This window comes from Streptomyces sp. NPDC003248, assembly GCF_055563235.1.
Genome location: NZ_JBVHDT010000004.1, coordinates 306,099 through 330,229, shown reverse-complemented (window position 1 = coordinate 330,229; position 24,131 = coordinate 306,099). Strand labels below are relative to the sequence as shown.

The following is a 24,131-nucleotide window of genomic DNA, read 5'->3' as shown; positions in this document are numbered from 1 at the left end:
TTCACTCCTTCGGGTGGCGGGGCAGTCGATGCGCGACCCCTGCCCACCGGCACTGGGAGGGTCGGGGACCGTACCGGACGTACGCACCCGTTGACGGAGCGTCATCCGGCCCATGGGTAACACGAGTCAGGAATGCGAGCACCGGTGCAGAAGACGCGGCCTCGGCGCACAGGCAGCAAGACGGCCTCCGAGGGGGGCGCGGAGCGCACCCCTGTCGGGAAGGGCCGTCCGACCCACGTACGCAACCGGCTGATCGTCGCGGTGGCCGTGGTGGCCGCCGCCGTCGCGGGCGCCGGAGCGCCCTCCGTCCTCGACGCCTCCGGGCAGTTGAAGGACGCTCAGGATCTGGTGACCCTCGCGGAGCGGACCCAGGACGCGCTGGTCCTCGCGCAGTCGATCGCCGACGAGCGGGACGAGGTCACGGCCTACGTCGCGGCCGGCCGTACCAAGGCCTCGGCGCCCTCCACGCAGAGCAGTACCCGCGTGGACCGGCAGGTGCGGGAGCTGACCGCCGACGCAGACACGCCCGCCGGGCTCCGTACGGAGCTCGACGGCCTCGCCTCCGTCCGGCAGACGGCCCTCACCGGCAAGAGCACGGCGCTCGAGGCGCACCAGGCGTACTCCGCCGCCATCACCGCGCTGCACGGTCTCGCCGAGCGGCTCGCGGAGCAGATGCCGCCCCGCGCGGGCTCCGGCGCCCACGCCCTCGCCGACCTCGACACCGCCGTCCAGCAGGCCGACGCGGCCCGCGGACTGCTGCTCGCCGCGCTGAACGTGCCGACGTCCACCGAGAGCGTCTACGACCCCGTCACCGGCGTGTCGTCCACCGAGACGGTCTCCTCCGGCGGCGACGCCAAGCGGCGGGACGCCCTCACGGCCGCCGCCCAGCAGGCCCGGCTGCGCTCCGACGCGGCCCTGACCGCCTTCCGGGAGAACGCCCCGCAGCAGGCCGTCGACTCCTACGACTCCACCGTCACCGGCGGTGACGTGGAGGCCGCCGAGAAGTACCTGGCGGCCCTCACCGACCAGCCGGAACTCACCGACGACGAGCTCGACACCAGCGTCAAGAAGCTGGACGCCGCGCTCTCCGCCCGCGTCGACCTGATGCGCGGCGCCGAGTCGTCGCTCTACGACCGCCGCACCAAGGACCTCGCCCAGCTGCGCGACGACGACGTCACCGCGCTGGAGATCCGCATCGCCCTGCTCGGCGCCCTGATACTGGTCGCCATAGGCATCGCCACCGCCATGGCCCGCAGCCTCACCCGCCCGCTGGCCGTGCTGCGCCGCGGCTCGAAGCGGCTGGCCGACGCCGAGAACCCGGCGGCCGAGGAGCCGCTGCGGTTCACCGGCCGCAACGACGAGTTCGCCCAGGTCGTCCGCTCCGTCAACGCCCTGCACGCGCACGCCGTCGCCCTCCACGAGCGCGTCACCACCCTGGAGTCCGACCGCAAGCACCTCGTCGGCCAGCGCCAGAAGATGGCCGACGCCCGCGAGGGACTGCGCGCCGAACTCGCCGACGCCGCCGCCCGCCTGGAGCGGCTGCGGTCCAGCATCAGCGGCACCTTCGTCAACCTCTCCCTGCGCACCCTGGGCCTGGTCGAGCGGCAGCTCGCCGTCATCGAGGGCCTGGAGGAGCGCGAGCAGGACCCCGACCGCCTGGCCACGCTGTTCAAGCTCGACCACTTCGCCACGGTCATGCGCCGGCACAGCGAGAACCTGCTGGTGCTGGCGGGCACCGAGCACGTCCAGCAGCACGCCGGCCCGATCCCGCTGGTGGACGTGGTCCGCGCCGCGGTCAGCGAGATCGAACGCTACGAACGCGTCCGCATCTCCGCGCTCCCGCCGCACGCGCACGTGGCCGGCTTCGCCGCCGACGACCTCAGCCACCTGCTGGCCGAGCTCATGGAGAACGCCACCTCGTTCACCCCGCCGGACCTGCCCGTCGAGGTCTCCGGCTGGCTCCTGGAGAACGGCGAGGTCATGCTCTCCGTCCAGGACGAGGGCATCGGCATGACCGAGGAGCGCCTGACCCGCCTCAACAGCCGCCTCACCGAGTTCGACCCGGAGACCCCCTACGACCAGGAGGGCGAGGAGGGACTCGGCCTCGGCCTCTACGTCGTGGCCCGCCTGGCCCACCGGCACGGGGTGCGGGTGCAGCTGCGCGAGCAGAAGAAGGGCGGTGTCGCCGCGGTCGTCGTCGTCCCGACGCCGCTGCTGGCCACCGCGCCGGCCGCCGCGGTCCCGGCGTCCTCACCGGCGTCCTCCGCGGGCCCGTCGTTCTCCCTGCCCGGCGCGGACGCCGAGGCCAACTCCAACGTCCTGCCGGGCCGCTCCAAGGAGTCCGGCGACAGCGGCGACCCCCTGGTCGCCCTGGCCGAGAAGGCGGTCCGCGAGGCCGAGTCGTCCACCGGCGACCCGACCCCGGACCGGTCCCCGGCCGCGGCCGAGTCGCCCACCGGCGACCAGGCCCCCGCACACTCCCCGGCCCGACCGGCGCAGTCCCCGGCCGAGTCCCGCACCGACGCGCGGACCACGCCGGAGCCGTACTCCCGGGCCGAGACCACGATGGAACTCCTGCTGCCGGACCCGCCCGGGGAAGCGGACGGCACGCCGGAGGAACAGGGCCCCGCCGCACCGGCCACCCCGCGACCCGGGGCCACCGACGGCGCGGACGCCCACCAGGGGGCACCCGCCTCGGGCCAGGACACCTCACCGGGTGCACCCGCCGCAGGCCAGGACGCCTCACCGGGCCGGCCGGCGCCCACCCCCGGCGGTGGCGCGGACGGCACGGACGGGCACGGGCCCGACGCGGGCGAGGCCGAGGCGGAACACACCCGCACCCCCGACGCCCCGGAGGAGCTCCTCACCGACAAGGGCCTGCCCAAGCGCACTCCCAGGATCACCGCACCCACCACGGCCCCACGCCAGCGGACCGGCTCTGTCGACGCCGACGCCCTCCGCCGCCGGCTGGGCGGCTTCCGTCGGGGGGCGGAGGCCGGCTACCGCGACGTCGAGGCGGAGATCGCCGAACAGACGGGGCAGAACGCGGCACCGTCATCCCAAGCAGCACACGCACACGCCGAAGAAGACACGGGGGGCACAGTCGAGGAGGCAAGCAGTTGACCGCGCCCAGTACCTTCGGACTGAGCAGTGAAGCCCGTAACCTGCACTGGCTGTTGACCAACCTCGTGGAGGAGGTGCCAGGCATCCAGTCCGTCGCGGTCGTCTCCTCCGACGGCCTGCTCCTGCTCTCCTCGGACCCGGGGCGCAACGACGCGGCCCGTCAGGTGCAGGAGGCGAAACCCGCCGGTCCGCGCGGGTCCGCCGCCGACCTCGCCACCATCGTCTCCGGCATCGGCAGCCTCACCATCGGGGCCGCCAAGCTCATGGACTCCGGCTCGGTGAAGCACACCATGGTCGCCATGGAGGAGGGCAGCCTCTTCGTGATGTCGATCAGCGACGGCTCGCTGCTCGGCGTCCACGGCTCCGCCGACTGCGACATGAGCGTGGTGGCGTACCACATGGCCCTCTTCGTGGGCCGCGCCGGACATGTGCTGACCCCGGAGCTCCGCAGCGAGCTACGGCAGTCCCTGGAGTCCGCGACGGCGGGGAGCACCCGATGAGCAGCTCTCCGAAGAAGGCCGCCGCGCTCCCGGTCCGCGGCGGCGACCGCAAGCCCGCCCGGGTGCGCCCCTACTCGCTCACCGGCGGCCGCACCCGCTTCGGCCACGTCCTCCTCGTCGAGACGTTCGTGGCCACCACGGCCGAACTCGAGGCGCCCGAGGAGCGCAGGGAGCTGACGAACGGTTCCCTCACCACCCGGGTGATGCCGGAGCTGAGGGCCATCGTCGAACTGTGCCGCCGTATGCGTACGGTGGCGGAGATCGCCGCGCTGCTGAAGATGCCGCTCGGCGTGGTCCGCGTGCTCCTCAGCGACCTCGCGGACCAGGGAAAGATCCGTGTGTACGGCACCGGGACCGGTCACGGTACGGGCCGTCCCGACCGCGCTCTGCTGGAAAGGGTGCTGAGTGGACTCCGTCGTCTCTGACGCCGCTCGTGGCGTCTCCCCGTTCGTCGAGCCCGCGACCGACGAGCCGTTGCAGCCCTGGCAGACGGACCGCACCCGGGCCCCCATCGCGACGAAGATCGTGGTGGCCGGCGGCTTCGGTGCCGGAAAGACCACCCTGGTCGGCACCGTCTCGGAGATCGAGCCCCTCCAGACGGAGGCGCTGATGACCGAGGCCAGCGAGGCCACCGACGACCTCACGGGCACCCCCGAGAAGGTCACCACCACGGTGGCCATGGACTACGGCCGCATCACGCTCGACGACGACCTGGTGCTGTACCTCTTCGGTACGCCGGGCCAGCAGCGGTTCTGGTTCATGTGGGACGACCTGGTGCGCGGCGCGATCGGCGCCGTCGTCCTCGCCGACACCCGCCGTCTGAAGGACTGCTTCCCGGCCCTGGACTACTTCGAGAGCTGCGGACTGCCGTACGTCGTCGCCGTCAACCACTTCGACCACAGCGAGCGGTTCGATCCGGAGGACGTGCGGGAGGCATTGACGATTCCGCCGCACATACCTGTAATGATCATGGATGCGCGCCGCCGGATCTCGGTGATCGAGACCCTCCTGGCCCTCGTCGGCCACGCGCTCGACGAAACCCCCGAGTAAGGCCCCCGGGCCACCTAGGAGACACCCCCGCATGCGGAAGATACTCGTCGTCGGAGCCGGTCAGTCCGGTCTTCAGCTCGCCCTCGGCCTCCAGTCGCACGGGTACGAGGTCACCCTGATGTCCAACCGGACCGCGGACGAGATCCGGTCCGGCCGGGTGATGTCGACGCAGTGCATGTTCCACACCGCCCTCCAGCACGAGCGCGACCTCCAGCTGAACTTCTGGGAGTCCCAGGCCCCGAGGATCGAGGGTCTCGGCGTCTCGGTGGCGGCCCCCGGCTCGCACGACCCGGGCCCGACCCAGCGCGTGATCGACTGGGTCGGCAAGCTCGACGGGTACGCCCAGTCGGTCGACCAGCGGGTGAAGATGGCCGGCTGGATGGAGACGTTCGCCCAGCGCGGCGGCCAGCTGGTGATCCACGGCGCGGCGGTCTCCGACCTCGACTACTTCGCCCGGGCCTACGACCTCGTGCTGGTCTCGGCGGGCAAGGGCGAACTCGTGCAGATGTTCGGCCGCGACGCGTCCCGCTCCCCCTACAGCGAGCCGCAGCGCGCCCTCGCGGTGTCCTACGTCCACGGTATGGGCCCGCGCCCGGAGCACCCGGAGTTCGACGCGGTCCGCTGCAACCTGGTGCCCGGCGTCGGCGAGCTGTTCATCATGCCGACGCTGACCCTCTCCGGCCGCGCGGACATCCTGTTCTGGGAGGGCATACCCGGCGGCCCGCTCGACGTCTTCAAGGGCGTCAAGGACCCGGCGGAGCACCTCTCCCTGACCCTGGAGCTCATGGAGAAGTTCACGCCCTGGGAGTACGCGCGGGCCACCGAGGTCGAACTGACCGACGCCGGCGGCACCCTCGCCGGCCGGTACGCGCCCACCGTCCGCAACCCGATCGGCCGCCTCCCCGGCGGCGGTCTGGTGCTCGGCGTCGCCGACGTGGTCGTCGCCAACGACCCGATCACCGGACAGGGCTCCAACTCGGCGTCCAAGTGCGCGGCCGCCTATCTCGCCTCGATCCTGGAGCGGGGCGAGAAGGAGTTCGACGAGGAGTGGATGCAGGCGACGTTCGACCGGTACTGGGAGACCGCCCAGCACGTCACCAAGTGGACCAACGCGATGCTGGCCCCGCCGCCGGAGCACATCCTCAACCTCATCGGCGCGGCCGGTCAGCTCCAGCCCGTGGCGAATCGATTCGCCAACGGGTTCAACAACCCGGCGGACTTCGAGAACTTCTTCTACGACCCGAAGAAGACCGAGGGCTACCTGATGGAGGTCTCGGGCGCCGCGGGCGCGTGAGCCCTCGGCGACAGGTCCCGGGCCGGTCGGTGCCCGGCCCGGCCGATGCCCGGGCCGGCCGCCGCCCCCGGGCCGCCGACCCGCCGACCCGCTGACCTCGGGCCGTCGACCCGCCGACCCGCTGCCGGGCCGCCGCCCCGCCGACGACGGCCGCCGACCCGGCCGTCGGCCGCAGGGCCGTTCGGCCAGTTCCGCCGTGCGGCCACCGTCTCGGTTCGGGCGCCCTCCCGGTTCGGCCACCGTCCTAGGTCGGCCACCGTCCCATGTCGGCCGCCGTGCCCGGTCGTCGGCCACCGCCGCTGGGTCAGTGTGCCGAGCCCCGGCCGCCAGGGCGGCGGGGAGCTTCGTCACCACTGTCGGGTCACGGGCCTCCGTCCGTGGTCCGGCCGTAGGGCGGCAGTCCGCTGCACTTGGCCGCTCAGCCGTTCGGCCGCCGGGCCGGTCGACTGTTGCCCCGGCCCGGCCCGGCGCGCGCACCCGCGCCACCAAGGCGGCGGGGAGTTCCGTCACCGCCCGCCGCTGTCGGGTCACAGCGCCTCCGTCCCCGGTCGGCCGTAGGACCGTGCGGCGACCCCGGTCTCCGGTCGGACACCGGGGTGCACGGGCCCGGTCTCCGGTCGGACGGGGTGCACGGGCCCGGTCTCCGGTCGGACATCGGGGTGCACGGCCTTGGGTTCCGGTCGGCCGTCGGGAGGTGTGGGCTCTGTCGCCGGTGGGGCGTCGGGTGGCGCGGCTGCCGTTTCCGGTGGGGTGCCGGGTCGGGGGGGACCCGTCTCCGGCCCGCCGTCGGGGGAGGCTCCCGCCCCGGCGTCGGGGCGTACGGCTCCCAGGACCGGGGCGGCGGCGAGGGGGGTGACCTTGACCCGGCCGCCGGGGCGCGGGGCCTGGACCACGCGGCCCTTGCCCAGGTACATCGCGACGTGCGTGGCCTCGGGGAAGTAGATCACCAGGTCGCCGGGGCGCAGCTCGTCCAGCGGGACCCTGGGCAGCCGCGCCCACTGCTCCTGGCTGGTGCGGGGGATCGGTGCCCCGGCGGCCCGCCACGCCTCGGACGTCAGGCCCGAGCAGTCGTAGGACGCCGGGCCCTCCGCGCCCCACTCGTACGGCTTGCCGAGCTGCCGCACGGCGTAGCGCACCGCGCGGCCGCCCTCCTCCGAGGGGTTCCGGTCGTCGTTCAGCGCGCCCGACGCCATGAGCGTCTCCTGCGCCTCGGCGACGCCGTCGCGCTCCAGCTCGGCGAGGGCGGTGAGCTGGCCGGCGGTGAGGGAGGCGAGCAGCTTCTCCACGGCGTGCAGGCGGCGGCGCACGTCGTCGCGTTCCTTCTTCCGGCGTTCGGTGAGGGTGAGCTGGGCGTCGAGGGCCGCGCGCGCCCGGCGGGCCAGTCCGTCGGCCTTGCGTTCGCTGCCCTCCAGCCGCCCCACCGTCTCGGCCCGCTCCCGCGCCAACTGGCCGATCACATGCCCCTGGTCCAGGGCGTGCTGCGGATCGCGGGCCAGCAGCAGCCGTACGTAGGGGGAGAGGTCGGTGGTGTTCTGGTACTGCTGCCGGGCCAGGCGTCCGGCGGCGCCCCGGCTGTCCAGCAGCGTCAGACGGGTCCTCGCCAGTTCGTCGCGGAGCCGGTCGGCCTCGGCGCGCCGTTCCTTCAGCTTCTCCTCGGTGGCGTTGTAGGCCTCGGTGGCCTGCTCGGCCTCCCGGTACAGCCGCTGAAGGTCCGTCAGCAGACCGGCCACCGACCGCTCGGCGGGCTCCGGGGGCCGGGGAACGGCCGTGGCGGCCTCGGGGATCAGCAGGGTCTGCGCGGCCAGTGCCGCCGTGCAGACCGTTCCCGCCAGACGGGACATCCTTCCTGACACGTCATCACCTCCGCCGCGGGGCGGCCCCTCCACCCCGCAGGGCGAGCATCAGGGGTGCGCGGGCGGGTCGCGTGGCAGGCCTGCTCGGTTCGGCCCAACGGGTTCACCCGTCGGCGTCACCCCGCTTGCCGTCCGGGGCGGTGTGGGGCTTGGACCACGGCCACCTCGGCCGGCCGGCCGCGCGTCCCTCGGGGTCGAACTCGTACTTCCAGCCGCGCGGCAGTCCGAGCCGGCCGCCGTGCCCGCGCGGCACCCGCCGGTAGACGAGGACGGTCGGCGGACCGCCCGCCGCGTCGGGGACGGGGATGCGGTACGTCTTCGGCGGCTGCCCGGTGAGGCCCAGCAGCACGGGGAGGACGCGGCCGTCCATGGGCCCGCCCTCGAAGGGGGTGTCTTCGCTCTTCACGGCACCAGTGTCGATCAGGTCCCCGCCGCGAGCGCACCGTGCACCACGTCGGCGGTCTGCGCGTCCCGGGCCGCGGTCACCGTCAGGACGGCCACGAACTGCTCCACCAGCCAGTCCCGCAACTCCTCGGCGGGCGGCTGCTTGTCCTCGTCGAGCCAGATGAGCGAGGCCGCCTCGACGGCGGTGATCCACATCCGGACGGTCATCCGCAGCCGGGGGCCGGGGGCGGCCACCCCGAGGTGGCTGTAGATGTGCTCGGCCGCGGCCCGCCGCACACCGTCCACCAGGGCGGTCGTACGGGAGGTCTCGACGACGCTGCCGCCCTGGAGGAGGGCGCTGAACCCGGCGTCGTGCTGGTCGACGAAGGCGAGGTAGCGGTCCAGGGCGCGGGCGAGGCGGGGCAGGAGGGGGCCGTCCTGGGGTTCGTCGAAGCAGTGCTGGAGCACTTCGGCGGCGGACCGCAGCGCGGCCTCGTACAGCTGCTGCTTGCCGCCGGGGAAGTACCGGTACACCAGGGGCCGGGAGACTCCGGCCGCCTCCGCCACGTCGTCCAGGGAGACGTCCTCGGGGGCGCGGTGCGCGAAGAGGGAGAGCGCGGCGTCGAGCAGCTGACTGCGGCGCTCCTCGACGCTGAGCCTGCGGTAGGCGGGGGCGGCGGGGGTCATGACGTGCAGCGTAATCGCCCGCCCCCGCCGGGCGCCCGGCCAGGTGGCCATGGGAGCGAGGTCAGGCCAGCAGTCCGGACGACCGCCACAGCCGCCGGCCCACGCCGCGCAGCACGCCGATGTCGTCCAGGAAGTCGGTCAGCTTCCGCGCCCCGTTCTGCATCACCTCGCGGCGGTGGCCGCTGGCCTTGACCTGGGCCATCGCCTCCCGCTTGTCCAGGCCGACGTTGGTGTAGACCTCGGGGTTGACGAAGGCGACGGAGAACACGCGGGCGAACTCCCCGGAGGTCACGCGCGTGAACTCCTGGGACCACTTGGGCGCGGTCATCATCTGGCGGCGAAGCTCCTCACGGGCGTACCGCACGTGCCGGGCCTCCTCCACCACGTGGATGCGGGTGACGCCCCGGATCAGGGTCTGGACCCGCTCGTCGGGGAAGGTCAGCCGCTGCATCCAGTCGAGGACCTCCTCGCCGAGCAGGGTCGCGGTGAACGACCCGGGCGTGGTGGAGATCGTCTTGAACAGGCGGCCGAGGTTCTGGTGGACACGGCTCACCGGGTACCAGGGGGTGCCGCCCTGCGCGATCAGCCGGGCGAACATCTTCGAGTGCCGGCACTCGTCCTCGATCTCGGTGAGCGCGTACCGCACGTGCGCGCTCGTGGCCGACTTGTCGTAGATGTGCCGGCACAGCAGCTGCATCAGGATGATCTCGAACCAGATGCCGAGCGAGGCGAGGGCGGCCGCCTCGTGCTGGGAGAGCAGGATCCGCTGCTCCTCGCTCATCCGTTTCCACATCGGCGTGTCGTACAGCGACACCAGCTCCGGCGGCCAGAACCACTTGCCCTCCTCGAAGGGCGCGTCCCAGTCCAGCTCCTTGTCCGGGTCGAACGAGTGCTTGGCGGAGGAGGCGAGGAGCCGCTCGGCCACCTGCTCCCGGTCCTTGAGCAGCCCGAGCGCATCGCGCAGCCCGTCGAGCGCGTCGGCTTCCGTGAGGGTCGTCATGGCTCTTATGAGACTGCTTGTCAGCAAGACCGTCAATCCCTCGCGCACGACTTGTTGACCCGTCGTCTACCCCGTTCGAACGCGCGGCAACGGGCGGCTGTCCCGAACCGGTGGATCCGACGGGCATCGCCCCACGCGGCCGATGACCGCCGGGAAGGCGCCGGGCGCCGGTACCGCTGAGCGGCACCGGCGCCGGCGCCGATGGGCGGACTACTGGGCCGAGCAGCCCAGCCCCTCCGGCACCTCGAAGGCGACCGGCTGCGCCCCCTGGGCCGGGAACGACGTGCGCAGGGTGAAGGCGTACGGCGTCGGGCCGTGCGCGCGCAGGTGCAGCAGGCGGGCCTCCGCCTCCGCGACCGTCGGGCGGTGGCCGGCCGGGACCCACCACAGGGTCGTCATCGCCTCCTGGACCCGCTCGAACCACTCCCGCCGCCGGGAGAGCATCTCGCGGTGCTGCCCCTGGTACATGTAGGCGGTCAGGGCGTCCGTGTCCCGCCACACCGACATGTTGACGATCAGCCAGTCGTCGCCGAAGACCGCGATGTCGGTCGCGTTGCCCCCGTCCGACTGGAGCCGCCACACGAAGCCGGCCGCCGCGTCCGCGTCGGCGTTGACGGGGTCGAGGGCGTCGACGAAGTCCTTCAGTTCGGGGGAGTCCAGCGGGAACTTGAGCCGGGCGAGGTTGACTTGGGCGAGCTCGAATGCGGTGGCGTCAGTCATGACCGAACCGTAGGACGCACCTGTCCGGTCCGGAACCCCCCGTCTCACGAGGTGAGCACCGCCTCCATCACCGCCCGCGCGATCGGCGCCGCCAGCCCGCCCCCGGTGATGTCCCGCCGGTTCGCCGCCGAGTCCTCCACCACCACCGCGACCGCCACCTTCGGCTCCAGGTCCCGGTGGCCCTGCGCCCAGGACACGAACCAGGCGTACGGCGTGCCCGCGTTGCCGATGCCGTGCTGGGCGGTGCCGGTCTTGCCGCCGACGGTCGCTCCGGGGATCGCGGCGTTCGTGCCGGTGCCCTCCCGCACCACGTCCGTCATCAGCTGCCGCAGCCGCCGCGCGGTCGACGGGTACATCACCTGCCGGGCCGGGCGCGACCCGGCCGTGGCGACCGTCGTCCCGCCCCGCCGGGTGGTGCGTTCCACGAGGTACGGCGTCCGCAGCTGCCCCCCGTTGGCGACGGCCGCCGCGACCATCGCCATCTGGAGCGGAGTGGCCCGCGTGTTGTACTGCCCGATCGAGGACAGCGCCAGCTGCGCCCGGTCCACCGAGGTGTCGAACGTGCTCGGCGCCACGGAGAACGGGATGCGCACGCCGTCGGAGGAGGTGCTCCCGGGCGCGTCGAACCCGAACGCCTCCGCCGTGGCCGCCATGTTCGCCACCCCCACATCCACACCCAGCTTCGCGAACACCGTGTTGCACGACCACATGAACGCGTCCCGCAGCGAGGCGTCCTCGCACCCCCTGGACGCGTTCGCCAGCCGGGTCGTCGTCCCGGGCAGGGTGTAGGGGGCGGGGGAGTCGGTCGGCGCGTCGAGGTCCCGGATCACGCCCGCGTCCAGCGCCGCCGCCGTGGTCACCACCTTGAACGTCGACCCCGGCGGATACGTCTGCCGGACCGCCCGGTTCAGCATCGGCCGGTCCGGGTCGGCGTTCAGCCGCGTCCACTCCCGTTCCACCGCGGGCCCGTTGCCCGACAGCACGGCCGGGTCGTACGACGGCGCCGAGAACAGCGCGAGGATCCGTCCCGTCGCCGGCTCCACCGCCGCCACCGCGCCCTTGCGCCCGGCCAGCCCCTGGTACGCCGCCCGCTGTGCCCCCGCGTTCAGGGTCGTCACCACGTTCCCGCCGGCGGGCCGCGTCCGGGTGACGTCGTTCCACAGCGGGAACGCCCGCAGCAGCGGATCCGCGCCGGAGAGGACGCCGTCCTCGGTGTGCTCCAGGAACGTCGTCCCGTACACCTGCGAGGCGAACCCGGTCACCGGCGCCCACAACGGCCCGTTCGTGTAGGTCCGTTCGTACCGCAGCTGCTCCCCGGTGTCCCGGGAGCCGGTGACCGGCTCGCCGCCGACCAGGATGTCGCCGCGGGGCTGGCCGTAACGGGCGATGGAGGCGCGCCGGTTGGCCGGGTTGTCCTCGTAGGAGGTGGACCGGACGACCTGGACGCGGGCCGCGTTGACGAGGAGGGCCAGCAGGAGCAGGACGCAGAAGACGGCGGCGTGCCGGATGTGGCGGCTCACGGTGCCGCCTGCCCGTCGTACTGCCGCCGTGCCGAGTCGCTGATCCGGATCAGCAGCGCCACGATCGCCCAGTTGGTGACGACCGACGAGCCGCCCTGGGCCAGGAACGGCATCGCCATGCCGGTCAGCGGGATCAGCCCGGTCACCCCGCCGGCGATCACGAAGACCTGGAGCGCCACGATCGAGGCGAGGCCGATCGCGAGGAGCCGGCCGAAGGGGTCGCGCAGGGCGAGGCCGGCCCGGTAGCCGCGCTCCACCAGCAGGCCGTACAGGAGGAAGAGGGCGGAGAGGCCGGCCAGGCCCAGTTCCTCGCCGGCCGTCGCCAGGATGAAGTCGGACTTCGTGGCGAAGCCGATCAGGACGGAGTGGCCGAGGCCCAGGCCGGTGCCGAGCATGCCGCCGGCCGCGAAGGAGAACAGCGACTGGGCGAGCTGGTTGGGGCCCTGGCCGGCCTCGATCGACGCGAACGGGTGCAGCCAGTCCTCGATCCGGCTGTGCACGTGCGGCTCCAGCCGGCCGACGGCGACCGCGCCGAGCGAGGCCAGCAGCAGCCCGACCGTGATCCACCCGGTGCGGCCGGTGGCGACGTAGAGCATGACGACGAACAGGCCGAAGAAGAGCAGCGAGGTGCCGAGGTCGCGTTCGAGGATCAGGACACCGACGCTGAGCAGCCAGATCGCGACGATCGGACCGAGGACGCGGCCGGTGGGCAGCTGCATCCACCAGATCTTCCGGCCGGCGTGTGCCAGCGCCGTGCGGTTGGCCGCCAGGTACGCGGCGAAGAACACGGCGAGCAGCACCTTCGCGAACTCGCCCGGCTGGATGGAGAAGCTCGCGACGCGGATCCAGATGCGGGCGCCGTTGACCGCCGGGAACAGGATCGGCAGCGCCAGCAGGCCGAGCGCGCCGACCACGCTGACGTACGCGTACCGCTGGAGCAGCCGGTGGTCGCGCAGCGCGGCCACCACGAAGGCGAACAGGGACACGCCCAGCGCGGACCAGACCAGCTGGGTGGGCGCCGCCCGGTCGTCGGGGGTCTCCAGGTCCAGCCGGTAGATCAGCACCAGCCCGATCCCGTTGAGCAGCACCGCGATGGGGAGCAGCAGGGGGTCGGCGTACGGGGCGCGCAGCCGTACCGCCAGGTGCGCCAGGAGCGCGAGCACGCCGAGCCCGGCGCCGTAGCCGGCGGCACCGGGCGGGACGGTGCCGTTCCGGGCGATCCCCACGGCGCAGTACCCGTACACCGACAGCAGGACGGCCAGGAGGATGAGGGAGAGTTCGACGCCGCGGCGCCGGGGGAGGCGCGCGGCGGGCGCCGGCGTCCCGACCGTCCTGGCGATGGCTTCGGCTCCGGCTCGCGTCATGTCCGGAACCTACCCAAATGAGGCTCCTTGTGAGCCTTGGTGTGGGTCTCGGCGTGAGTGTGCCGCGCGGCTGCCGGGTTCCGGGGGGTGGGCGGGCACGGCCGGGCGGGTGCGGGCGGCGGGCCCGGGCGCATGGTCACCTCCACGCGGGCGCACACGGTACCGATCTGACTGTTCGCCACGTTAGGTGCGATGCGTGCGGGGCGCCTGCCGCACTGGGCCATCGGAGGACATGCGGGGGCGGGGAGAAACGATTACTCGGTCAGCTCCTCCAGCAGCCGGGCCGTCGGCAGGCCCGCCCTCAGGTAGGCGACGAACAGCTCGTTGTGCAGGGCCCAGGGCGAGCGCCGCGACCGGATCAGCCGGATCGCCTCCTCCGCCGAGAGGCCCCGGCGGACCAGGGTGTGGGCGACGACCAGCCCCGAGCGGTTGTAGCCGTGCCAGCAGCGGACCAGGACCGTGCGCCCCTCGTCGAGCGCCTCGCCCGCCGCCTGGGCCAGCCGTATCACGCCCGCGAGCTGGGTGCCGTCCAGCGGTCCGTCGGGGATCGGCCACACCTGGTGCCGGACACCCCGGTCGGGCCCGTGCCCCGGCACCCGCAACAGGGTCTGGACCAGATCGAACTCGTCCCGGACGACGGCGAACTCCCGCTGCCCGGTGCGACCGCGGAACTCATGGCCGCCCATCCACAGACCGGGCGTGATCTCGTTCCACGGAGCCTCCGGAGCCGGTACGTCGGGTTGCTTCCTGCGGGTCCGCAACGGCGCCTCCCCCCCACGTCCCTGACGGCATTCCCAGCTCTTCCCCCGGGCAACCGCCTTCTTGCCCCTGGAGCGCCCCACCTGTTCCCATGGTCATAGGGGTGATGGTGGATGACCGGACTGCGCGTCGTACCGACCTGGCGCCACGGCCAGGAACGGCTCTACGTCTGCCTGACCGACGGCCGGAACATCGCCTGGTACGACCGGGAGGCCGGCCGGGTCAACGTCCTCGCCGACGACCGCAGGGCCGACGTCCTGGAGGCCCTCGGCCCCTTCCTGACCGGCCCCGTCACCGTCGGCCCGCCCCCGGTGCCCACCCCCGCGGAGCTGGCCCGCCTCGCCCTCCACCCGGACGACGACCTGGCCCCCAACCGCCCCGGCGAGGCCCTGCTGGTCGCCCTGGAGCGCGACCCCGGCCCCGCGCACCGGCTGCGCCTCGACCCGCGCCGCCGCGCGCTCGCGGCCGAGCAGGCCGTCGGCGAGGTCCTGGACGGGCTCGACGGCGCAGGCTGGCACACCCTGCACTCCGTCCCGCTGCCCGGCGGCGACCGCATCCACCACCTGGCCATCGGCCCCGGCGGCCTGCTCGCCGTCCACGCGCTGTACGCCCGCCGGCAGCGGGTCCTGGTGGCCGACCCGGAGGTCGCCCTGGGCCGCCACGACCCGTCCCCCCTGCTGCGCCGCGTCCGCGCCGACGCGGACCGCGCCTCCTACGTCCTGACCGCCGAGGTCCGTCCGGTCCTCGCCCTGGTGGCCCCGGCGGACGTCCGGATCACCGCGCCGCCGCGCGAGGTCCGCGTCCTGCGGGACACGGAACTGGCCGCGCTGGTGCGCGCGGGCGGCGTGCTGAAGCCGGCCGACGTGGAGGGCCTGCACGCCATGGCCCGGGACCGCGGGACATGGAGCGCCGCCGGCTGACGGCGGCGCCGGGACCTGTCACCGGTGTGCTGGGCGGCCTGGCCGGGGTGGTGGGGCGGCTCCGGCGGTCTGCCGGTCCGGTGGGCGGCCTGGCCGGGGTGGTGGGGTGGCTCCGGCGGTCTGCCGGTCCGGTGGGCGGCCTGGCCGGGGTGGTGGGGCGGCTTCGCCGGTCTGTCGGTCTGTCGGTCTGATGGGCGGTCTCGCCGGTCTGCCGGTCTGCCGTGCTCTAGGTCTGACGGGCGGCCCGGCCGCAGCGATGGGCGTGCCTCGCCGATGCCGGTCGCGGTCATCGGCTGCTTCGCGGTCATCGGCTGGTGCGGGGCCGCCGGCCGGAACGCTCAGGTCACCTCGCCGGCGGCACCGTCGTCGAACAACTGGTCGAGCAGGTCTCCGTGGTCGCGGACGCGCGCGATCACGTCCTCCGCGTGGAAGGCCAACTGCTCCGGTGCCCCGCACTCCTCGACCTCCTCCCAGGTGACGGGCGCCGACACCGTGGGCTCCGGCCGGGCCCGCAGGGTGTACGGCGTGGCGGTGGTCTTGCGCGCCGCGTTCTGGCTCCAGTCGACGAAGACCTTGCCCGGGCGGAGGCTGCGCGTCATCCGGTGGACGACCAGGCGGGGCATGGTCCGCTCCGCCTCGACCGCGAGCCGTTTGGCGTAGTCCGTGACCCGTTCGGAGGACGCCCCGCGCACCGCCGCCAGCAGGTGCAGGCCCTTCGCCCCCGAGGTCTTGGCGTACGCGGCGATCCCGTCCGCCGCCAGCCGCTCCCGCAGCCACAGCGCGACCTCGCAGCACTCGACGACGGTTGCCGGCGCGCCGGGGTCGAGGTCGAGGACGAGCCGGTCGGCCTCCTCGGCGTTCCGGATCACCCACTGGGGCGTATGGAACTCGGTGACCAGGTTCGCCGCCCACATCAGGCTGGCCAGGTCCTGCACGAGCACCATCCGGGAGGGCCCCTCCGCCCGCGGCACCTCGGCGGTGGTCACCCACCCGGGCGTGCCGGGCGGCACGTTCTTGGCGAAGAAGAGCTGTCCGTCCGGCCCGTCCGGGTAGCGCAGGAAGGACAGCGGCCGGTCCCGCAGATGGGGCAGCAGGGCGCCCGCGACCGTCGCGTAGTAGTGCAGCGTCTCGCCCTTGGTGAAGCCGGTCGCCGGATACAGCACCTTCTCCAGATTGCTCAGCGCGAGCCGCCGCCCCTCCACCTCGGTAATCGGCGTCATACGATGAGAATCACATGAATCGCCGGAAATGTTCTCTCGTATCGCATGCGCCATCGCATGCCGAATGCCGGGAAAGGTGCCGCACGTGCGATCCATATGGAACGGTGCGATCTCCTTCGGCCTCGTCAGCATCCCGATCAAGCTGGTGAACGCCACCGAGAATCACGCGATCTCCTTCCGCCAGATCCACACCGAGGACGGCGGCCGCATCCGCTACCGCAAGGTGTGCGAGCTGGAGGACCGCGAGGTGAGCCAGGCGGAGATCGGCAAGGGGTACGAGGACGCCGACGGCACGATCATCCCGATCACCGACGAGGACCTGTCCCACCTGCCGTTGCCCACGGCGAAGACGATCGAGATCGTCGCCTTCGTGCCGGCCGACCGCATCGACCCGCTCCAGATGGACGCCGCGTACTACCTCCAGGCGGGGGGCGCCCCGGCGGCGAAGCCGTACACCCTGCTGCGGGAGGCGCTGAAGCGCAGCAACAAGGTCGCCATCGCCAAGTACGCGCTACGCGGGCGGGAGCGGCTGGGCATGCTCCGCGTGGTCGGCGACGCGATCGCGATGCACGGCCTGCTCTGGCCGGACGAGGTGCGCGCCCCCGAGGGCGTCGCCCCGGACACCTCCGTCAGCGTCCGCGACAAGGAACTCGACCTCGCCGACGCCCTGATGGACACCCTCGGCGAGGTCGACCTCGACGACCTCCACGACGAGTACCGCGAGGCCGTGGAGGAGGTCGTCGCCGCGAAGGCGGCCGGCGAGACACCCCCGGAGGCCGCCGCGCCCGAGGCCGGCGGCAAGGTGCTGGACCTGATGGCGGCCCTGGAGAAGAGCGTGCGGGCGGCGAAGGAGTCGCGCGGCGAGGAGCCGGCGGCGCAACCGGAGCAGGCGGAGGTCAGACGCCTTCCGCAGCGGCAGCCGGCCGGTACGGCGCCGAAGGAGACGGGCGGCAAGAAGTCGACGTCGACCGCGAGGAAGACCGCCTCCTCCTCGGCGAGGAAGTCGACGGCCTCCAAGAGCACCGCGAGCACGGCCAAGGGAGCGTCGAAGAGCACGGCGAAGAGCGCGGCGAAGAGCGCGGCGTCCGGCCGGGGCGCGGCCGCGAAGAAGACGACGGCGAAGACCGCCGGGAAGAAGACGGCGGACAAGACGGCGGCGGAGCAGGCCGCGGCGGAGCAGGCGGCGGCGGAGAAGGCGTCAGCCGGGAAGGCGTCAGCCGGGAAGGCGGCGGAGAAGAAGACGGCCGGCCGCAGGCGTTCGGCCTGACCTTGACCTCGGCGCGTGGATGGTCTGAACTTCTGATCACCACCGACGGGGGGCGCGGCGTCCGGTGGGACGTGCAGCGGCCGGCCGGGCCGCGGTCGGCGCCCCCGCCCGCCTTCGCGCCCAGGAGTGACCGCCCCCATGCCGCCGCCGCGCTTCGACCGACGAGTCCGCACGCTGGTCGAGGTCCGGGGCGGGCCCGACGACTGGGAGGAGGCGGAGCAGCGCTTCCAGGCCCACGGCTGGCCGGTCCGCGGCTCCTCCCCGGCCGGACGGGAGCCGTACGGCGCGGGCCTGGACCCCGACCCCGGGGCGCGGGTCTTCGACGTCGAGGTGCGCCTGTTCGGCAAGGCGGCGGGATGCGAGCGCGGGGCGGCGGCCAGGGTGCGCAAGACCCTGCGCGGTGCCGGCCTCGAAGCGTACGTCCGGTACGCCCGACTCCTCCGCCGCGACCGCGAGATGTACACGCAGTGGCGGATCGTCGACTCCGCCGCCCGGCGGTCCGCCCCGCCGCACTCCTGGCGTCGCCGCGCCGCCCGGCTCGCCACCCGCTGGGGCCGCCACGACGCCGGCGGCGTCGTCACGGGACAGCCGGGGCACGCCCTGCGCGTCGCCCGGGCGCACACGCCCGGCGTGCCGCAGGTGGGGGTCCGCCCGCTCGACGGGCGCTGGCGGGTCCCGGGGAGCTACTGGCCGGAGGAGGAGACGGAACGCCGGCTGACCCACGTGGTGGCCTGGTCGCTGGGCACGGCCGCCGCCCTGGTCTTCGCGGACGGCCGCACCGGGTTCGCCCGGTGGTTCTGGCTGGGCGCGGCACTGGCCGGCGCGGTCTGTGCCGCGCGGACGGGCGCACGACTCTCCAGGTCGGGCCGGCGGCACGGCATCGTGGCCGCCGTGGTGCTGTGCGCGTTCCTCTCCGCGATCGGCCTCGGCCTCCTCGACGGTGAGGGCCGGGGCTGGACCCCCGCACAGATCCTCATGACCGCGCTGGTCGGTGGCGTGGTGGCCGGCCTGTGGCTGCTCGTACGGCAGTGGACCTGGGGCGAGTGGGTGGCCTGGGCGGTCCCCCTGGCCGTGACCCTGGCCCTGTCCTCCTTCCTGGCCGCGGGGTCCGTGCTGCACGCCCTCTACGCCGACGGGCTGTCCTTCACACCGGGCGACTTCGAGGTGCCGGCGGTCTGGCAGGTGCTCGCGGCGGTCAAACTGCTCACCCTCCTCAGCCCGGTCCTGGCGGTCCCCGCCTGGTGGGGGATCGCACGGCACCGGCACCACTTCTACGCGATGCCGGCCGAGCGCATGAACGTCGCCCTCAACGTCCTCGTGTTCGTCTTCGTGCTGCTCGGCGGGGCCCTGCTGGCACTGCGCTCGGCCGAGACCGCGGTGGACCGGACGGTCGCCGCCGCGGAGCGTCACGCCACGCCGCCGTCCTACTTCGGCGTGGAACCGGAGTGGACGTGCGTCCAGCCCGTCGTCCCGCCGGCCCGCCTGTCGGGCGAGGGCGCCCCCCTGGACCCCTCCCGTCCGTACCTGTCCTTCGGGGTCACCGGCGGCACCGCCGTCCTCTGGGACCCGAGGACCGAGGAGCCGCTCGAACTCCGGGCCTCCCAGGTACGACTCGTCCCGGACGAGACGCCGGCCGGGCCCTGCCCGACGGGGTGAGCCGGGGGCAGGCCCTGGCACCGGCTGCCCTTCGAGTTCAGGCGGTCTCCTCCACCTGACGCCCGTCTCCAGGACCCTCGGCCGCGGCCGCCCCACCCGCGTCCTCCGCAGAGGCCGGCGGGCCCCCGCCCGCCCGTCCCCCCAACAGCACCAGCCCCGACCCCACCGCCAGCCCCACCGCGGCCGCGACGGGAAACCGGCCGCCGTCGGTGAACCCGTGCCCGGCGAAGAACGCCAGCGCCCCGGCGCTCACCCCCACACCGGCCCACATCCGCCACGCCCGTGCTCCCCGCGGCCCGGCCTCGGGGAGCACCCGTCCCGCCCACGCCGACAACACCCGCTCCAGCGGCCGCAGCACCCGTACGACACCCGCCAGGACGACCGCGAGCACCACCAGCCACGGCACCCGCATCCCCCACCAGGCCGCCGACCCGTAGCCGGGCTCGGGGGCGAGGCCGGTCAGGTAGAAGGCCGCGGCGACCACGAGCACCGGCAGCATGTGCCACAGGTAGAGGGTCATGCTGACGGCCCCCAGACCCCGCACCGCGCGCCACACCCGCTCCCGCTCCAGCAGCCGCCGCACCGCGGGCGCCACGAGCAGACACACCCCGACCTGCGCCACCGCCCACGCCAGCATGGCCGCCGACGGCGGGTCCGTGTTGCTGGGCTCCTGGCCGGTCACCAGGATCAGGCTGACCGGGTAGGGCCCGAATCCCACCAGCGCGGCGAACCCGGCCCCGCCGCCCACCGCGAGGGCGAGCGGCAGCGCCCGCCGCCCGCCCAGCCGGCCGTCCCGCCAGCAGAAGCCCAGCTGGTAGACCACGCCCCACACCAGCACGTAGTCGAGCGCCCCGACGTACGGCGCGCCCGCCGCCCCGTCCAGGACGCCGACGAGGAGGGCGGCGGCGGCCATCCCCGCCGGGACGCGCAGCCGCCACCGCCGGTGCAGGGCGTGCAGTGCCGGGGTCAGCGCGCTGAGCAGCAGGTAGACCGGCAGGAACCAGAACTGCATGGCCATCGCCCACCCCACCAGCGCCAGCGTGCCCGGGTCCACGCCGAGCACCGAGCACACCCCGACGGCCACCAGGACGAGCCCGCTGTAGACACCGGCCGGCAGCAGCAGCCGTACCGCCCGCCGCCCGACCCACCCGGCGGCCGTCCCCCCGCCGGCCCGCGCCCGCGCCCAGGACCCCGCCGCCGCGTGCCCTCCGGCGAGGAAGAACAGCGGCATGATCTGGAAGCCCAGCGTCAGCCACTGCGTCCACGGAACCGCCGCCAGCAGCTCCGGCGCGCCGATCGTCCCGTCCGGATGCCGCTCCAGCCCGGTGATCAGCCAGTGCCCGAGCACCACCAGCAGGATCGCCCACGCCCGCAGGAAGTCGACGTACCGCTCCCGTCCCATGCCCGGCATGCTTCCGCACCCCCGACTTCCCTACGCCACCGGTCACTTGTCGCAACCGATCCGTGGCCGGCGCGACATCTACCGCTACCGCTCATGGGTGGAGATTCCCCCCTTCGCGAGGGAAGGGCCGCCGATGGCCGTGTCCGAGCGTGAGGAGAGCGCCACTTCGCGGCGCGGCGGACGGTCCGCCACGGTCGAGTGACGATCCCTCAGGTGTTTCGCCACCCCCCTCCCATCTCGTCCCTTGCGCAGGGGATCTTGACGCCCCGAATGTTACCGGTAACATCGCCTGGCGTCGGAGTTCGTCATCGGCCGCCCACGCCGCCGTGGGCCTTCCCCTGGAGCCCGCGTGACCGACCGGACGACACAGCGTCGCGCCCCCGCCGCCGTCCCGGCCTTCACCCCCACCGCCGTCGTCGCGTCCTGCGTCGGCTTCGTCCTCATCGGCGCCCTCCAGGCCTTCTACGGTCCCGCCATCCCGGCCCTGCGGGAGGAGTTCGGCCTCACGCCCTCGGCCGCCGGTCTCGCCCTGAGCGCCCACTTCATCGGCGGAGTCGTCGGCGTCCTGCTCTTCGACCGCCTGTACGGCCGGACCGGCAACCGCCGGATCCTCGGCGCCTCCTACCTGCTGATGGCGCTCGGCGCGGCGGGCTTCGCGCTCGCGCCCACCTGGCCCCTCGCCCTCACCGCGGCCCTCCTCGCGGGCCTCGGCTTCGGCGGCATCGACTACGGCCTGAACCAGCTGTTCGCCGTCGGCTTCGGCCATCGGTCCGCCGCGCTGCTCAACATCCTCAACGCCCACTTCGGCGTCGGAGCGATCCTCGGCCCGGCCCTGGTCGGCGCGGTCGGCGCCGACCGACACGAGGCGGTCTTCCTGGCCTTCGCCCTGGCCGACCTGCCCCTGCTGCTGTGCCTGAAGGGCGTACGCGACCGGGCCCCCCGACCGGGCGAGGCCGACGCCGACGCCGAGTCCGCGGCCACTTCCGGTTCCCCGGCACTGGCCCGCAGCCTGGCCTCCGTCCTGGCCGTCTTCGTCGCCCTCTACGTCCTGCACGTGGGCATCGAGGCCGGCGTCGGCGGCTGGGAACCCACCCACCTGGAAGCCGTCGGCTACGGCGCCGGCATCGCCGCCACCGCCACCTCCGTCTACTGGCTGATGATGACCGCCGGCCGCTTCCTGGTCGCCCCGCTGGCCCTGCGCTTCTCGGCGCCGGCCGTCATCACCGTCTCCTGCGCCGGCATGACCGCCTGCCTCCTCCTGGCCGCCGTACCCGCCCTGGCGCCCTACGCCTACGCGGGCGTCGGCCTCTTCATCGCGCCGATCTTCCCCACCGGCCTCCCCTGGCTGCACCGGGCGGCCCCCCGGGCCCGCCGGGCCGGCGCCGTCGTCATCGCGGCGTCCATGGTGGGCGGCGTGGCGGCCGGCCCGGCCCTCGGCAAGGTCATCGAGTGGTCCGGCACCCAGGCCGTACCCCTCCTCCTCGCCGCCCTCTCGGCCACCTGCCTGGCCGCCACGCTGTGGCTGACCCGGGCGACCCGCTCGGCAGCCCCCTAGCGAGCCGCGGGCGCCCGACGATCCCGCACCCCCGCACCGGGCCGGGCGGTGAGCCCTGGCGCGTCCAGGTATCTCCGCACCACCCCCCAAGCGCCCACGCCCCGGACCTCACCCAGCAGGCAGCCCCCGAACCCACCCGCGAAGGAAAGGCCCGCCATGCCCGCCCTCACCACCACCCAGGACGGCTTCCTCCTCCACGGCCGGCCCCTGAGGATCATCTCCGGCGCCCTGCACTACTTCCGCGTCCACCCCGACCAGTGGCCCGACCGCCTGCGCAAGGCCCGCCTCATGGGCCTGAACACGGTGGAGACGTACCTCCCCTGGAACCTCCACCAGCCCGAACCCGGCCCCCAGCGCACGCTCTACGGCCCCGCCCCCGTCCTGCGACCCGGCACCAACGACCTGCTCCTCCTCGAACTCCACGCCACCACCACCCCCCGAGCCCACCTCACGGACACCCCCGACCTCGGCCACCGGCAAGAGTGACCCACTCTCCCGGAGACGGGCGTCGGCCCCTCCGGCCGCCCGCCTCGCCCGCCCCGCCCGGCCTATCCTGTGGTCTGCCGGAACCGGGGCGGCGCAGGGCGGGTTCCCCGCTGAAGGAGAACCGGTCCCCGCAGAAGAAGAACCACCCCCCCGCAGAAGAAGAAAGAGCCCCTCGATGACCACCCCCGACGCCGCCCCCGGCGCAATCGTCGCTGCGGCTGCGGCGGCAGCTGCCGACGACGACGGTGGCGGCCCGGCCGGCAAAGGACAGGAGCCCGGCAAGGGCAAGGTTCAGGGCCAGGGGCGCAGCCGGCGCAACTTCGCGGGCGCGCGTCCCGTGATGGGCGACGTGGCGAAGCTGGCCGGCGTCTCCAAGCAGACGGTCTCGCGGGTGCTGAACGACCACCCGGCCGTCCGGCCGGAGACCCGCGAGGCGGTCCTCGCGGCGATGCGCACGCTCGGCTACCGCCCGAGCCGCAGCGCCCGCTCGCTGGCCAGCGGCCGCACCCGGATGCTCGGAGTGATCTCCTTCGACGCGGCCCGGTACGGCCCGGCCTCGACCCTGACGGCCGTCAACACGGCGGCGCAGGAAGTCGGTTACCTGGTCAGTTCGATCGCCCTGGACACGGCCGACCGCGACACGGTCGTCCGGGCGGCGGACCGGCTGTCGGCGGAGGGCGCGGACGGCGTGATCGCGATCGCGCCGCAGCTGTGGGTGGCGAGGGGGCTGGCCGAGGCCCGTCTGGACACCCCGCTCGTCGTCCTGGACAACGACCTCGGCGACGGCACTCCCGTGGTCACCTCGGACGCCGTCTCCGGCGCCCGCAAGGCGACCGGCCACCTCCTCGCCCTCGGCCACGCCACGGTCTGGCACGTGGCGGGCCCGTCCGGCTGGACGTCCGCCGACCGCCGCGCGGACGGCTGGCGGGCCGTCCTGGAGGCGCACGGCGCCGAGGTCCCCGCTCCCCTCACCGGCGACTGGAGCGCCGACTCCGGCTACGAACGGGGCCGCGAACTGGCGAAGAACCCCCAGGTCACCGCCGTATTCGTGTCGAACGACCAGATGGCCCTGGGGGTCCTGCGGGCCCTGCACGAGGCCGGCCGCCACGTCCCCGGCGACGTCAGCGTCGTCGGCTACGACGACATCCCGGAGGCCGCCCACTTCCTGCCGCCCCTGACCACGGTCCGCACGGACTTCTCGGACATCGGCACCCGCTCGCTGCGCGTCCTGCTGAACCGCATCGACGCGCCGGAGACGCCGCCGCCCCCGCTGACGGTCGTCCCGGTGGAGCTCAGCGTCCGCGCCAGCACGAGCGAGCGGGCACGCGGACCCCGCTGACGGCCCGGGGCCACGCGGTCACGTGGCCGCCC

Annotated in this window: 20 protein-coding genes and 1 pseudogene; 11 read left to right on the top strand and 10 right to left on the bottom strand. The window is 74.0% G+C overall.

The features are described 5' to 3' along the window. Nucleotides 1–144 precede the first annotated feature (144 nt). From ACZ3KJ_RS13130 to ACZ3KJ_RS13110, 5 genes are read left to right on the top strand one after another with little or no spacing between them, the layout of a single operon-like run. On the top strand, nt 145–3,123 hold the full coding sequence (locus ACZ3KJ_RS13130) for a sensor histidine kinase (protein WP_467526590.1): 2,979 nt from the start codon (nt 145–147) through the stop codon (nt 3,121–3,123). Next, complete coding sequence (locus tag ACZ3KJ_RS13125) at nt 3,120–3,623, top strand: roadblock/LC7 domain-containing protein (protein ID WP_467526589.1); 504 nt, start codon at nt 3,120–3,122, stop codon at nt 3,621–3,623. Before ACZ3KJ_RS13130 ends, ACZ3KJ_RS13125 begins: the two co-directional genes overlap by 4 nt. After that, entirely contained in the window at nt 3,620–4,048 is a 429-nt protein-coding gene (locus ACZ3KJ_RS13120; protein WP_389514157.1) for a DUF742 domain-containing protein, read from the top strand. Before ACZ3KJ_RS13125 ends, ACZ3KJ_RS13120 begins: the two co-directional genes overlap by 4 nt. Further along, nucleotides 4,029–4,673 (top strand): GTP-binding protein, encoded by a 645-nt coding sequence (locus tag ACZ3KJ_RS13115; RefSeq protein ID WP_467526588.1) that lies wholly within the window; start codon nt 4,029–4,031, stop codon nt 4,671–4,673. Before ACZ3KJ_RS13120 ends, ACZ3KJ_RS13115 begins: the two co-directional genes overlap by 20 nt. 31 nt (nt 4,674–4,704) lie before the next feature. Continuing rightward, nucleotides 4,705–5,967 carry a styrene monooxygenase/indole monooxygenase family protein gene (locus ACZ3KJ_RS13110; RefSeq protein ID WP_467526587.1) on the top strand — a complete coding sequence of 421 codons (1,263 nt, stop codon included), beginning with the start codon at nt 4,705–4,707 and terminating at the stop codon, nt 5,965–5,967. 527 nt (nt 5,968–6,494) lie between these two features. Here the strand turns inward: ACZ3KJ_RS13110 and ACZ3KJ_RS13105 are convergent. The 8 genes from ACZ3KJ_RS13105 to ACZ3KJ_RS13070 form a co-directional block, all read right to left on the bottom strand. Next, the gene (locus ACZ3KJ_RS13105) at nt 6,495–7,820 is read right to left on the bottom strand and encodes a C40 family peptidase (RefSeq protein ID WP_467526586.1); all 1,326 of its coding nucleotides are present in this window, start codon (nt 7,818–7,820) and stop codon (nt 6,495–6,497) included. A gap of 103 nt (nt 7,821–7,923) precedes the next feature. Next, a complete protein-coding gene (locus ACZ3KJ_RS13100; protein WP_467526585.1) occupies nt 7,924–8,226 on the bottom strand; it encodes a hypothetical protein in 303 nt (100 codons plus the stop codon). A gap of 14 nt (nt 8,227–8,240) precedes the next feature. After that, entirely contained in the window at nt 8,241–8,891 is a 651-nt protein-coding gene (locus tag ACZ3KJ_RS13095) for a TetR/AcrR family transcriptional regulator (protein ID WP_467526584.1), read from the bottom strand. A gap of 61 nt (nt 8,892–8,952) precedes the next feature. Continuing rightward, nucleotides 8,953–9,891: an AurF N-oxygenase family protein gene (locus tag ACZ3KJ_RS13090; protein WP_467526583.1), complete on the bottom strand. Its 939-nt coding sequence runs from the start codon at nt 9,889–9,891 to the stop codon at nt 8,953–8,955. 210 nt (nt 9,892–10,101) lie between these two features. Then, nucleotides 10,102–10,611: a DUF3291 domain-containing protein gene (locus ACZ3KJ_RS13085; protein ID WP_467526582.1), complete on the bottom strand. Its 510-nt coding sequence runs from the start codon at nt 10,609–10,611 to the stop codon at nt 10,102–10,104. A gap of 44 nt (nt 10,612–10,655) precedes the next feature. Next, complete coding sequence (locus ACZ3KJ_RS13080) at nt 10,656–12,131, bottom strand: penicillin-binding transpeptidase domain-containing protein (RefSeq protein ID WP_467526581.1); 1,476 nt, start codon at nt 12,129–12,131, stop codon at nt 10,656–10,658. Then, a complete protein-coding gene (locus ACZ3KJ_RS13075) occupies nt 12,128–13,495 on the bottom strand; it encodes an FtsW/RodA/SpoVE family cell cycle protein (protein WP_467526580.1) in 1,368 nt (455 codons plus the stop codon). The genes ACZ3KJ_RS13080 and ACZ3KJ_RS13075 overlap by 4 nt, the downstream gene beginning before the upstream one ends. A gap of 254 nt (nt 13,496–13,749) precedes the next feature. Next, nucleotides 13,750–14,256 (bottom strand): protein-tyrosine phosphatase family protein, encoded by a 507-nt coding sequence (locus tag ACZ3KJ_RS13070; RefSeq protein WP_467526579.1) that lies wholly within the window; start codon nt 14,254–14,256, stop codon nt 13,750–13,752. Nucleotides 14,257–14,367: 111 nt separating this feature from the next. On the opposite strand from ACZ3KJ_RS13070, the gene ACZ3KJ_RS13065 reads away from it, so the two are divergent. Continuing rightward, nucleotides 14,368–15,174 carry a nuclease-related domain-containing protein gene (locus tag ACZ3KJ_RS13065; RefSeq protein ID WP_467526578.1) on the top strand — a complete coding sequence of 269 codons (807 nt, stop codon included), beginning with the start codon at nt 14,368–14,370 and terminating at the stop codon, nt 15,172–15,174. Between the two features lie 338 nt (nt 15,175–15,512). On the opposite strand, the gene ligD is transcribed toward ACZ3KJ_RS13065, so the two are convergent. After that, nucleotides 15,513–16,394, bottom strand: a complete 882-nt coding sequence (ligD, locus tag ACZ3KJ_RS13060; protein WP_467526577.1) for a non-homologous end-joining DNA ligase — start codon at nt 16,392–16,394, stop codon at nt 15,513–15,515. Nucleotides 16,395–16,479: 85 nt separating this feature from the next. On the opposite strand from ligD, the gene ku reads away from it, so the two are divergent. Both ku and ACZ3KJ_RS13050 read left to right on the top strand, forming a co-directional pair. Continuing rightward, nucleotides 16,480–17,661, top strand: coding sequence for a non-homologous end joining protein Ku (gene ku, locus ACZ3KJ_RS13055; RefSeq protein WP_467526576.1), 1,182 nt, complete (start codon nt 16,480–16,482; stop codon nt 17,659–17,661). Nucleotides 17,662–17,799: 138 nt separating this feature from the next. After that, the gene (locus ACZ3KJ_RS13050; protein ID WP_467526575.1) at nt 17,800–19,317 is read left to right on the top strand and encodes a hypothetical protein; all 1,518 of its coding nucleotides are present in this window, start codon (nt 17,800–17,802) and stop codon (nt 19,315–19,317) included. A 37-nt stretch (nt 19,318–19,354) separates the two neighbouring features. Here the strand turns inward: ACZ3KJ_RS13050 and ACZ3KJ_RS13045 are convergent, their stop codons facing one another. Beyond that, nucleotides 19,355–20,719: an acyltransferase family protein gene (locus ACZ3KJ_RS13045; RefSeq protein ID WP_467526574.1), complete on the bottom strand. Its 1,365-nt coding sequence runs from the start codon at nt 20,717–20,719 to the stop codon at nt 19,355–19,357. A gap of 349 nt (nt 20,720–21,068) precedes the next feature. Here ACZ3KJ_RS13045 and ACZ3KJ_RS13040 point away from each other — a divergent pair, with 349 nt between their 5' ends. The 3 genes and pseudogenes from ACZ3KJ_RS13040 (at nt 21,069) to ACZ3KJ_RS13030 (ending at nt 24,099) form a co-directional block, all read left to right on the top strand. Beyond that, nucleotides 21,069–22,274, top strand: a complete 1,206-nt coding sequence (locus ACZ3KJ_RS13040; protein ID WP_467526573.1) for an MFS transporter — start codon at nt 21,069–21,071, stop codon at nt 22,272–22,274. Nucleotides 22,275–22,430: 156 nt separating this feature from the next. Continuing rightward, nucleotides 22,431–22,625, top strand: a pseudogene (locus ACZ3KJ_RS13035) (beta-galactosidase); the annotation flags it as partial. 475 nt (nt 22,626–23,100) lie between these two features. Beyond that, nucleotides 23,101–24,099, top strand: a complete 999-nt coding sequence (locus tag ACZ3KJ_RS13030; RefSeq protein WP_467526829.1) for a LacI family DNA-binding transcriptional regulator — start codon at nt 23,101–23,103, stop codon at nt 24,097–24,099. Nucleotides 24,100–24,131 lie beyond the last annotated feature (32 nt).